This is a genomic window from Gulosibacter sp. (genome assembly GCF_052090685.1).
Classification (GTDB): Bacteria; Actinomycetota; Actinomycetes; order Actinomycetales; family Microbacteriaceae; genus Gulosibacter.
In genome coordinates, this window is record NZ_JBQDBE010000038.1 from 1 (window position 1) to 11007 (window position 11007).

The 11007-nt window shown below is 63.0% G+C and carries 10 protein-coding genes and 1 tRNA gene; 1 reads left to right on the plus strand and 10 read right to left on the minus strand.

Translation table 11 applies throughout. From position 1 onward, the window contains the following. Positions 1-966 (minus strand): D-alanyl-D-alanine carboxypeptidase (locus ACTHXA_RS15165; protein WP_441673718.1); only part of this gene is annotated, 966 nt, incomplete at its 3' end. Between the two features lie 43 nt (positions 967-1009). Beyond that, entirely contained in the window at positions 1010-2245 is a 1236-nt protein-coding gene (locus tag ACTHXA_RS15170) for a YbfB/YjiJ family MFS transporter (RefSeq protein WP_441673719.1), read from the minus strand. Positions 2246-2401: 156 nt separating this feature from the next. On the opposite strand from ACTHXA_RS15170, the gene ACTHXA_RS15175 reads away from it, so the two are divergent. Further along, the gene (locus tag ACTHXA_RS15175) at positions 2402-3247 is read left to right on the plus strand and encodes a universal stress protein (RefSeq protein ID WP_441673720.1); all 846 of its coding nucleotides are present in this window, start codon (positions 2402-2404) and stop codon (positions 3245-3247) included. A gap of 92 nt (positions 3248-3339) precedes the next feature. Here ACTHXA_RS15175 and ACTHXA_RS15180 read toward each other — a convergent pair. The 8 genes from ACTHXA_RS15180 to ACTHXA_RS15215 all read right to left on the minus strand — a co-directional run bounded on the left by ACTHXA_RS15180 (position 3340) and on the right by ACTHXA_RS15215 (position 10957). Continuing rightward, positions 3340-3412: transfer RNA gene (locus ACTHXA_RS15180), tRNA-Thr, on the minus strand. Between the two features lie 105 nt (positions 3413-3517). Continuing rightward, positions 3518-5185 (minus strand): alpha/beta hydrolase, encoded by a 1668-nt coding sequence (locus ACTHXA_RS15185; protein WP_441673721.1) that lies wholly within the window; start codon positions 5183-5185, stop codon positions 3518-3520. Between the two features lie 19 nt (positions 5186-5204). Further along, positions 5205-6371 carry a DNA polymerase III subunit delta' gene (locus tag ACTHXA_RS15190; protein ID WP_441673722.1) on the minus strand — a complete coding sequence of 389 codons (1167 nt, stop codon included), beginning with the start codon at positions 6369-6371 and terminating at the stop codon, positions 5205-5207. Beyond that, complete coding sequence (gene tmk, locus ACTHXA_RS15195; RefSeq protein ID WP_441673723.1) at positions 6368-7102, minus strand: dTMP kinase; 735 nt, start codon at positions 7100-7102, stop codon at positions 6368-6370. The genes ACTHXA_RS15190 and tmk overlap by 4 nt, the downstream gene beginning before the upstream one ends. Continuing rightward, positions 7096-9900, minus strand: coding sequence for a type I DNA topoisomerase (gene topA / locus ACTHXA_RS15200; protein WP_441673724.1), 2805 nt, complete (start codon positions 9898-9900; stop codon positions 7096-7098). Before topA ends, tmk begins: the two co-directional genes overlap by 7 nt. 199 nt (positions 9901-10099) lie before the next feature. Beyond that, positions 10100-10453, minus strand: coding sequence for an Rv3654c family TadE-like protein (locus ACTHXA_RS15205; protein ID WP_441673725.1), 354 nt, complete (start codon positions 10451-10453; stop codon positions 10100-10102). Positions 10454-10505: 52 nt separating this feature from the next. Beyond that, complete coding sequence (locus tag ACTHXA_RS15210; RefSeq protein WP_441673726.1) at positions 10506-10859, minus strand: TadE family type IV pilus minor pilin; 354 nt, start codon at positions 10857-10859, stop codon at positions 10506-10508. Beyond that, the gene (locus tag ACTHXA_RS15215; protein WP_441673727.1) at positions 10856-10957 is read right to left on the minus strand and encodes a DUF4244 domain-containing protein; all 102 of its coding nucleotides are present in this window, start codon (positions 10955-10957) and stop codon (positions 10856-10858) included. Before ACTHXA_RS15215 ends, ACTHXA_RS15210 begins: the two co-directional genes overlap by 4 nt. Positions 10958-11007 lie beyond the last annotated feature (50 nt).

An 11007-nucleotide genomic window follows, 5' to 3' on the forward strand; every position in this document is an offset into this window, starting at 1 on the left:
CTCGAGCGATAGCTCAGCGCCCGCATCCACCTCGGCAAAGGTATTACCCTGATCGCGCTCAATCGCGACCAGCCGTGCGAGCGTTTCCGCCAGCACATTGTCGCTGTCGACCAGGACGTATTCGACAAGTTCCGACACCGGCTGCGACCAGACCTCAATGATGGGCTCGGAGCCCGGCTGCACATTGATGCTCGCGTCGACGGGGGCGCCAACTGCGCTCGCAAAGTCGGCGGCAGCATCGGTATCGGGGGTGGCGGTGCGTTCCGAATAGATGCTGTTCGGCGCCATCCGGCCACCATCGGTCATGAGCGCCGTAATCGGCGAAATATTGCCGTTCTCGCGCACCCGGTCCTCCCAGGTCGGATGCCACGGCGCGCCGCCGAACAGCGAGGCGTCATAGCCAACCGCGGTGGCGCCGCCAGCATCCTGGACGGCTTGGGCGAGTTCTTCGATGGATGCGGTGGCCCCGTCGTAGTAGCTCGTCGCGGAAGATTTGAGGGTCGCATCGCCCCCGCCGACGATGACGAAGCTACCGGGCACGTCGCCCGGGTAGACGCTGGTGGGGATGCGGTAGTCGGGCCCGAGGGTCACGAGCGCGCTGGCGGCGGTGATGAGTTTCATCACCGACGCGGTGGGATGGGTGCCGGTGGCGTTGTGCTCGAAGAGGATCTCACCGGTGTCGGCGTTTGTGACCTGCCCGTGGAAGTCGAGGGCCGCGGGTGCGGTGACTTCCTCCTGAATCGAGCAGGTCCGCACCGTGCTCGTAAGTTCTGCAGCGGGCTGTGTGGCAGCACCAAGTAATTGCGCGGCGTGCGGCGGCGTGAAGTCGCTCGCGGCTTCGGTGCGGAAGTGAGTCGCGGCAATCGCTCCTCCGAGCCCTGCTCCCGCGGCGAGTACGACAGTGAGCGCCGCCCCCAGGATCCTGCCCCAGACGCTTCCGCGTTTCTTCAGGCCTCGTTTGCCCACGCTACTCCTCCGGCGATGCTCGCCCCTCTAAAACAGACGTCGATTAGCTTACGTCGGAAGCGTTACGCCGGGTGCGCCGCAGGGATACGAAGAGTCCAAATGCGAGCAACATCGCGACCCCATTGATCGCTGCCGCGACGAGGAAGGGTCCCAAATATCCGGCGCCGACGAGCGGCAAGACCGCGAGCGGACCGGCCAGCTGCCCCAGGCTATAGAGCGCGGTGAGTCGCGCCGCAGCTCCCCGCACATTGAGGTGAATCATGCCGGTCGCGAGCATCACCGCGCTAATGAACGTGAAGCCGTAGAGTGCCGCGGCAATCACCGTCGCCGTTACCCCTCCTATGACCACGGGCAGGATCCCGGCGAGGGTTTGCAGCACCAGCGTGAACGCGAATGCGAGTGACGGGCCGATGCGGTCGGCGATACTCCGCCAAATCACGGTGGAGGGGATCGCCACGAGACCCGTGACTACCCAGAACCACGACCCGAGGCCCGCGCCGATTTCCGCATCCACCTGCACCACTAGGAATGTCCCGAGGATGATGTAGCCGGCACCGAGCAGTCCGTAACTCAAGAATAAGAGCCACCAGGATGTGCGGGGATGCGGGATTGCGAGCGGCTTCGATGACGGGGCGGCCGCCGAGCGCGGGTCGGGAGCGGCAGCGGGACTACCACTCGGCGCCGCATCCGCCACCCGCAACACCGTCTTTGGCTGCGGGTCAAACGTCCAGGTCGCGGCCATCGCGAGCACGAGGCAGCCGAATGCGACCCACCATTGGCTCTGCCACGGCAGCGACACGGTGAGTCCGCCCACGAGCCCCGTGAGCGTCACGCCCGCGCCGAGCCCGGCATAGACGATTCCCGGGTCCACGCCTTCGGCCCGACGCGATGCAACCGCTTGCGCAACCGACACAAAAATGACGGCGCTGGCAATGCCGGCAAGTGTCCGGGCGAAGAACCAGGTGCCAATAGACGGGACGGTCATCAATGCCAGAGTCACGGCGAGAATGAGTAGTGCAATGCGGAACGGCCAGGGCTGCTGCAGTCGACGACCGATCAGCATGAGGAGGGCACCAACCAGGTAACCAAGGTAGTTCGCCGACGCCAGCAACGCGCCCGCTTCGGCGCTGATTGCATCCTGCGCGGTCATCGCACCCAGTGCGGGCGTATACACAAACCGGCCAATCCCCATCGCGGCGGCGAGCGCGATTGCCCCCTGCCAGGACGCCAGATTCGCGCCGCTTCGCGGGGCCTGCTCGCTCCGTTGCGTTTGTGTCACGCCACGAGCCTACCGGTCGCCGATGTGCATCATTTACGGCCGTCAATGGGCAGATTTGCACACTCGATTTCAAGTTCGCAACACTACTCTGGAAGGACAACAATCGCTCCGCGTAATGATGCCGGGGCGGAAACACCGCTCACGAAGGAGTACCTCATGGCCGGAAGAATCATCGTAGGAATCAACGGGTCTCAGGCCGACGAAAGCGCTGTGGCATGGGCTACTCGCTACGCTGACCGGGCCGGCGGATCACTACTCATCTTTAGCGTGATTGACCCGACGCCGAGAGTGGGCAATGTCGAAGAGATCGAGCAGTGGGCCAATGACCTCCTTGCGGAACATGCCAAGATCGCCCGCGAAATTGCGCCCAACCTTGAGCTTCGCACCGAGGTGCACCGCGGCGAGAGCCTCCCCCAGACCTTCGAGTTCATGTCTGAAAGCGCCGACCTGCTCGTGATCGGCAGCGACACCGACGGTTCGGGGAAAGGGTCGCGCAATCCCGGAAGCATCCGTATTGCCGCGGTGAGTAAGGCACCGGTTGTGGCGGTGCCTTCCACCGACGTCACCGCTCGGCGCGGTGTGGTCGTCGGTGTGGACGGTTCGGATGTCTCCACCCAAGCCCTCCAATTTGCCGCGGCCGAAGCCCAGTCGGCTGGTGAACCGCTCATCGCGGTGATGTCCTGGCAGAGCGACGTTGCGTACGGGTACGGCTACGGTTACGCCTTTGCGTATGTCGACGACTTCCAGAAAGCGATGCGCGAGAGCTGTGCAGAAGAGCTCAATGAATCGCTCAAGGACATCGAAGGGAAATACCCCGACCTTGAAATCGAGCGGGTCGTTGTCGAGGGTCGCCCGGCGGATGCGTTGGCAAGCCAGTCCGCGAAGGGCCGACTTCTCGTCGTTGGCAGTCACGGACGCGGCGCATTCCGCCGTCTGCTGCTCGGATCGGTGAGTCACGAGCTGCTGCAGGAGATCACCCTGCCAACGGCAATCGTGCGGTAGTTCGCCGGGAAAGAGAGTGGTGGCTGGTCTGCCGCAACGAAAAGACCCGGGCAGGATGCGAGTTCGGCATCCTGCCCGGGTCTTTCTGTCGGAGCCGCCTACCAGAATTGAACTGGTGACCTATTCATTACGAGTGAATCGCTCTACCGACTGAGCTAAGGCGGCGGGCGCGCACCGAAGCACGCGACACGCAACTATAACCCATTTGAGGTGCTTCATGCCAAGTCGGTGGCGTGAGCGGTGCCGGAAGACCTGCTTACCGCCAGCTCGCTAACACTTCAGGCCGCCCTCGGGGACGGTGCCTTCAATGAGATATTCGTCGACGGCACTAATCACGCACTCGTCACCCTGACCGTAAGCGATGTGGCCCTCACCTTCGAATTCGAGGAGCACACCCGACTCAAGCTGTTCCGCGACTGCCACTGCCCACTTGAACGGCGTCGCCGGGTCGTTGGTGGTCGCAACCACAAGCACTGGTGCAGCGCCAATACCCTCGACCGGCTCTTGGGTCTCGACGCGGGATTGCACCGGCCAATTCTCACAGGTCATGTCGCCAACCTGCATTTCAAGTTCGGTGAGATCATCGCCGAACAGGGTCACGTCTGAAACACGCTCATTGAAGTCGCGGATGAGAGCTTCGTCAGTGACGAGCGGGTAGTCGAGGCAGTTGATGGCTGGGAATGCTTCGAACATATTCGAGTCGTAGTTGCCGTTTTGATCGCGACCGTAGTACGAGTCGGACAGCATGAAGAACCCGCTCGGGTCTTGCTCCTGCATCCACGCACCAAATGCCTGCGTGAGGAAGGGCCAGCTCGACTCCGAGTACAGCGCGGAGGAGATCGCAGTCTGGATCACACCCGAGGTGAGCACACGACCGTCGGGACCAACGGGCAGGTTCTCGTCCACGTCATCCATGATCTGCTGAATCTCTTGCACCGCCCCGTCAACGCCGCCGCGAGCTTGGAATGGGCACTCTTCGCTCGTGAGGCAGTCTTCGAGGTAGGTGAGGGTCACGTCGGCAAATTTCTCTTGCTGATCAATGACCACGTCAAACATTGGCACCGTGGGGTCGGTGGCGCCGTCCAGGACGATCCGGCCCACGCGGTCCGGGTAGGTGTCGATGTATTGCGCACCGATGTCGGTGCCGTAGGACAACCCGAAGTAGGCGAGCTGCGAGTCGCCGACAAGCGCACGGAGCATATCGAGATCGTTCACGGTGGATTTGGTGTCCACGTATTCGAGCAGCGGGCCGGTGTTCTCGAAGCAGTCCGCGCCAAACTGGACCGCTTGCTGGCGGGCCCACTCATAGGACTGCTGCTCGTTCATTTCATCGGCATTTTCGGGCATACCGTAGATGTACTGATCCATGCCTTCGTCATCGCGGCATTCAACGGCGCTCGAGGCGCCCACACCGCGCGGATCCCAGCTGACGATGTCGTAGTTCTCTTGGAGGTCTTCCGAGAAGAAATAGCTCCCCGAGAGCCCCACAAAGTCCACACCACTGCCGCCCGGTCCACCGGGGTTGGTGAAGAGCGAGCCCTGCGATTCACCGAGTGCGGGCAGTCGGACGAGCGCGAGTTCAATGGGGTCGTGCTCGTCTGGAACATCCCAGTTCAACGGTGCTGCCGCAGTCGCGCACTCGGCGCCCTCTTCGGCCTGATACTCCTCGGGGCAGGGTTCCCACTCGAGTTCCTGCTCATAGAACGCAACGAGTTCTGCCGGCAGGTCTTCGTCGTACAACGGCGCGCCGTCGCCACCACCGTCGGGGGAAGGCTCGCCGCGTTCGTTCTCAGTCAGCGACTCGTTCCCGAAGCCATTTTCGGAAGGCGACTGGAGCTCTTGGATGAGCACACATCCGCTCAGCGTCATCGTCACAACCGAAGCCATCGCACCCAGCGCGAGTAACCTGGCCCGCTTGAGCTTCGAACGAGCGGTCATGGGATCCTCCATCTTGCTTCTAAGCGTGTGCTTGTCTTGCGACATAACCAACGAGCAGTCCCTCCAGTGCGAGGGTCGGTGGGACGTTTGCGGCAAGCCGCTCGCGTGCGACGCTGATTGCCTCAATGCTAGCCATCGTTCGAGACGGCTCGCTGGAGCGAGCTGCAGATTCAATTTCGGGCCGTTGCGACTCGTTCACAAGTTGTACACCAGCATCCAACTGCAGCATGAGTACATCGCGCCATAGCGACTGTACATCGGTGAGGATGCGGTCGACGCCGTCGAGCGTGGCTCGCTTCGCGCGACGCTTTTGGTTCTCTTCGAGGTCGCGAAAAATTCCGCGGAGTTGCCTGGGGATGGCCGTTCCGGTTTCCAGCCCGAGGGAGCGGAACATTTCTTTTCGTTCCTGCTCATCGCGATCTTCGGACGCGGCTTTGCCATCCTCGTCGGCGATCGCGACCCACTCGCTTGCTTTGCGCACCGCATCCCCCACCGAAGCCATGCCGAGCACGCCCACGAGCGCGCGATCGCGGCGATCCCAGGCCTCCGGCGTGGTGACCAGTCGCGCTGCCATCCCGACGTGACTTTGTGATTCGGTGGCGGCACGAAGCGCCACGGCACGGTCCACCCCGTGGCGTCGAACGAGGAGATCGGCGACGTCCGAGACATCCGGAGTGCGCAGCCCCACGGTGCGAACGCGGGAACGGATGGTGGGCAGCAGGTCGGTTTCGCTCGGGGCACAGAGCACCCATACGGTCGTGCGCTCGGGTTCTTCGATGGCTTTGAGGAGCGTGTTCGAGGTGCGTTCCATCATCCGGTCGGCGTCTTCCACGACGATGACGCGATAGTCCGCGTTCATCGGTGAGCGGGATGCGCGCGAGACGAGTTCGCGAGCCGTGTCGATCGAAATGATGAGGGTTTCGGTGACCACCGCGGTGAGGTCGGGATGCGATCGGCTGCGAACCTGCACGCAGGATTCGCATTTGCCGCAGCCGCCGTTGGGACACAGCAGCGCCCCCGCGAATGCGTAGGCGGCGGTCGACCGTCCCGATCCGGGCGGGCCGGTGATGAGCCAGGAGTTGGTAAAGGCCTGTGGGTCATCGGCGTGTTCGCGGGAGCCGCGAACCGCGCGCTGTAGGGTCTCGACCGCCTGCGGTTGGCCGGTGACCTCATCCCAGACGCTCACGCGGTGGTTTCCGGGGATTGGGGGACAGCCGCGGGTGGGTTGACATCGGCAGTCGGGCTCGCAGCGGTGTCGACGACGGTGTCGGCAACGGCTGCCAACAGCGCGTCCACCCGCCCTCGCACAATCGCCGAGATCGCCTCGGGAGCTGCCGACGCATCCACGACGAGAAAGCGCTCGGGCTCGGCATTCGCGAGCGCCAGGAACTGGGCGCGCACGCGTTCATGGAAGGCGCGGCTTTCTGCTTCCAGCCGGTCGAGTCCCCCGCGCCCAGCGGTCATGCGCGCGCGGCCCTCAACCGGATCGATATCGAGCAGCACAGTGAGGTCGGGCAGCAGCCCCTCGGTTGCCCACAGTGAGAGGTCGCGGATCTCTTTCGGCCCGAGGTCGCGCCCGGATCCCTGATAGGCAACCGAAGAGTCGAGGTAGCGGTCCTGCAGCACCACGACGCCGCGTTCAATTGCCGGGCGCACCCGTGTGGCGATGTTATTCGCACGGTCCGCGGCGTAGATCAGCGCTTCAGCCCGCGGCACAATCTCGTTCTTACTGTGCAACACCGCTTCGCGCAGGGCGAGCCCGAGATCGGTGCCACCCGGCTCCCGAGTGTGCAGCACCTCACTGCCCCGGTCTTGCAGGTATTCGGTGAGGAGGGCGACCTGCGTGGATTTCCCCGCTCCGTCGCCGCCCTCAAACGTGATGAATAGACCGCGCTTGGTCACAATCGGGTTTAGCATTCCTCGGTCGTGGTGGATGTGTTCGTTGCCGCAGGCTTCTTCGCTGCCGGTTTCCTCGTGGCGGGCTTTTTGGCCGCCGTGGTCTTCGCTGCCGTGGTCTTGGCGGCAGGTTTCTTCGCGGCCGGCTTTTTCGCAGCTGGCTTTTTCGCGGTGCTCGTACGTTTCTTGGCCGGTCCCTTCGCACGCTTTTCGGCGATCATCTCGACCGCGCGAGCAAAGGTGACCGTCATCGGGTCGGTGCCCCGAGGCACGGTGACATTCGTCTCACCATCGGTGACGTACGGCCCGAACCGACCATCCTTGAGCTTGACGGCCTTCCCCGAAACCGGGTCCGGCTCACCGAAGTCAAGCAGCACCGACTTCGACTGCTGGCCGCGATACTTCGGCTGTGAGAACAGCTCGAGCGCCCCCGCAACGTCAATCGTGAAGATCGAGTCTTCATCCGGCAGCGTGCGCGTCTCGATGCCCTTCTTCAGGTACGGGCCGTAGCGACCGTTCTGTGCCGTGATCTCCTTCTCAGTCTCTTCTTCCACACCGACCACGCGCGGCAAGGAGAGCAGCTTCATCGCTTCTTCGAAGGACACCGTCTCCGGCGCCATCGACTTGAACAGCGATGCCGTGCGCGGCTTCGGACCGGTCTTTTTCCGTTTCGTCGTGCCGTCGCTCTCGGGCTCCGGCAGCACCTCCGAGACGTAGGGCCCGAAGCGGCCGTCCTTCACGACAATGTCGTGACCGGTCTCTGGATCCTGCCCGAGCACCCGGTCCGTCACGATCGGTGCATCGATGAGTTCTTGCACCTTCTCCGTGGTCAGCTCATCCGGTGCAAGCCCTTCGGGAATATTGATGCGCCGCGGAGTCGCATCCTCAGCCGCGCCCTCTTCGAGCGCCAACTCGATATAGGGCCCGTAGCGGCCAATGCGCAGCGTCGCCGTGTCGGTGAGCTTCGTGGAGTTGATCGCTCGCGCATCGATCTCACCGAGGTTGTCGATGACTTTCCGCAGCCCCGGATGCTCTTCGCTACCGAAATAGAAGTGGCCGAGCCATTCGGTGCGGTCCTGGTCACCCGCGGCAATGTGGTCGAGGTCCGATTCCATCTGCGCGGTGAAGTTGTACTCCACGAGCTCATTGAAGTGCTCTTCGAGTAGACGCACCACGCTGAACGCAGTCCATCCTGGGACGAGGGCATTGCCTCGTTTGATGGCGTAGCCGCGGTCCATGATGGTGGCGATGATGGATGCGTAGGTCGAGGGACGGCCGATGCCGAGTTCGTCGAGCACCTTGACGAGGCTTGCTTCCGTGTAGCGCGGCGGCGGGCTCGTCTCGTGCGACTTTGCCTCGGCGCCCTCGACGCTGACCTGCTCGCCTTCCTTGAGCGGCGGGAGCTTCGATTCCTTATTACTGTCGCCGCCGTCGCGCGACTCGTCCTTGCCCTCTTCATAGGCGGCGAGGAACCCGCGGAAGGTGATGACCGTTCCCGAGACTTGGTATTCGCTGGTCATCGGGCTGAGGGTGCCCTCGTTGTCCGGCAGTTCCACCGCCGAACCGGCGAGGGTTACGGTCGCGGTCTGCCCTTTCGCGTCGGCCATTTGGGATGCGACGGTGCGCTTCCAAATCAGATCGTAGAGCTTGCGCTCCTGGTCGCTGACGCCAGCGAGTTCATTGGGTCGCGCAAACTCGCTGCCCGCGGGGCGGATCGCCTCGTGTGCTTCCTGCGCATTCTTCGCGTTCGCGCCGTAGTAGCGCGGCTTCTCCGGAATCGAGTCGGCACCGTAGAGTTCCGAGGCCTGCTTGCGCGCCGCACCGATTGCCTGCGTCGAAAGGTTCGAGGAGTCGGTACGCATATAGGTGATGTGACCGTTTTCGTACAGCGACTGGGCCACCGACATGGTCTGCCGTGCCGAGAAGTGGAGCTTTCGGGAAGCTTCCTGCTGCAGAGTGGAGGTCGTGAACGGTGCTGCCGGGCGGCGCGTGTAGGGCTTCGACTCGACCGAAGTGACGGTGACCGTGACCTGACCTGCCTTGAGTGCATCCTCAAGGCCGGTTGCGGCCGGTTCGCGGAGCACGAGCGCATCGTTTTTCAGCGCACCGGAGTCATCGAAGTCACGACCGGTGGCGAGTCGCTTGCCGTCAAGCTTGGTCAGCCGAACGCCGAAACCCTGCCCATTTGCCCCGAGATCCGCATCCACACCCCAGTACGAGGCCGCGACAAACGCGAGACGTTCTCGTTCGCGGTCAACAATCAATCGTGTCGCTGCGGACTGCACCCGGCCGGCCGAGAGCCCCGGACCAACCTTGCGCCACAGCACCGGCGAGATTTCGTAGCCGTAGAGGCGGTCGACGATACGGCGGGTCTCCTGCGCGTCTACGAGGTGCGCGTCGATGTCGCGGGTTTGGTCCTTCGCGGCCTCAATTGCGTCTTTGGTGATCTCGTGGAAGACCATGCGCTTGACCGGAACTTTGGGCTTGAGCACTTCCATGAGGTGCCAGGCAATTGCCTCTCCCTCGCGGTCCTCATCAGTGGCGAGGATGAGTTCATCGGCGTCTTTGAGCGCTCTCTTGAGCTCAGTGACCGTTTTCTTCTTCGCGTCTGACACGGCGTAGTAGGGCTGGAAGCCGTTCTCGACGTCGATCGAGAACTTGCCGAGCGAGCCCTGCTTTTGTTCCGCGGGAAGGTTCTTGGGCTCGATCAAGTCGCGAATGTGACCGACCGAGGCCATGACGGTGTAGCCATCACCAAGGTATTTCGAGATGCTCTTGACCTTGGTGGGTGACTCAACGATGACGAGTGAGTTCGACAAAATGCGTTCCTCAATGGGGGTAGACGGTACCTCTTTATATATGCCGGGGAGGATACGAGGTAAAGGTTCAGCACCTGTCAAAATTCGACGGCGCGTTCCTGGGCACCATACAACACGATTCCCGAGAGTGGTTTTCGTCATCCTCAAGATTCCGAGCAGATTGAGTAGCGTGATCGCTCATTTTCGGCAAGCTTAAATATTATCTCGGCAGCCCTGCGCGGGCCGTCGCCGCAACCGTAAACCAGCCGAATTCCGTGGTGACGGTCACCACCGATTCCGTCCTCGAAGAGTCGCAGGATGCTAAGGATGCGTCGTGTGCGGCGGCGATGAGGGATGCGCGCCCGCAGGGATCTCCGGGAAGGCGTCCCGACGCAGTGTCGGCGGCCGCGAGCGCAGCAGCATCAGCGGCAACGGATGCTCGAGTGTGCACGGCAAAGGCCCCGATCGCGGTGATAAGAGTCAACGAGAGTGCTGCCGTCGCGGCAATAATGGCGAGTGCGAGGGTGGAGCCGCTGCCCGCCTCTGAGCGAATGGGCGAGCGACGACAGAGCACAACCATCCTCCGCTGCCACCTGGTTCGGCGAAACTGCGCACGGCCCACAGGCTCAGCCATCGGTGTCTCGCAACGCACAGGAGGTTCCTTCTGCTTGTACGGACAGCGTCATTCCCAGAATTTGCAGTGGTGCGGTCACGGTGGCGCAGCGAAACTCTCCTGAATCCCAGGTGGTGATTTCAGCGCCGGAACCCGCGATCGAGAGCGCCGATTCCGCGGCATCTCCGCGAGCCGAAAGCCGTGCCGCTTCGCCCGCCGCATCCTGCACCCGAACGTATGCGCTGCCACTGACCACGGCGCCGATACACATGGTGAGCACCAGCACGACGGCGGGCATGGCGACTGCGAATTCAGCGGCCACCGAGCCGCGTTCACCGCGCAGCCGCCACCCCCGCCACGTGATCATGCTTGGAAGGCGCTCACGACGAGATCTTCGATGATCGAAGTCACCGCGTCTGACTGCACCACCATGACGAGCACGCCGGCCAAGGCAACCGCTGCCATCGTGTCGTGAAAATAGCGTACTTGGATCGCACGCCTATTCCGTCGTCTGA

Coding starts and splice junctions, on each gene's coding strand:
- ACTHXA_RS15215 (WP_441673727.1), bottom strand. CDS start 10,957: ATGGCAGCGGTTGCCTTGGCCGGCGTGCTCGTCATGGTGGTGCAGTCA.
- ACTHXA_RS15185 (WP_441673721.1), bottom strand. CDS start 5,185: ATGACCGCTCGTTCGAAGCTCAAGCGGGCCAGGTTACTCGCGCTGGGT.
- ACTHXA_RS15210 (WP_441673726.1), bottom strand. CDS start 10,859: ATGATCACGTGGCGGGGGTGGCGGCTGCGCGGTGAACGCGGCTCGGTG.
- ACTHXA_RS15175 (WP_441673720.1), top strand. CDS start 2,402: ATGGCCGGAAGAATCATCGTAGGAATCAACGGGTCTCAGGCCGACGAA.
- tmk (WP_441673723.1), bottom strand. CDS start 7,102: ATGCTAAACCCGATTGTGACCAAGCGCGGTCTATTCATCACGTTTGAG.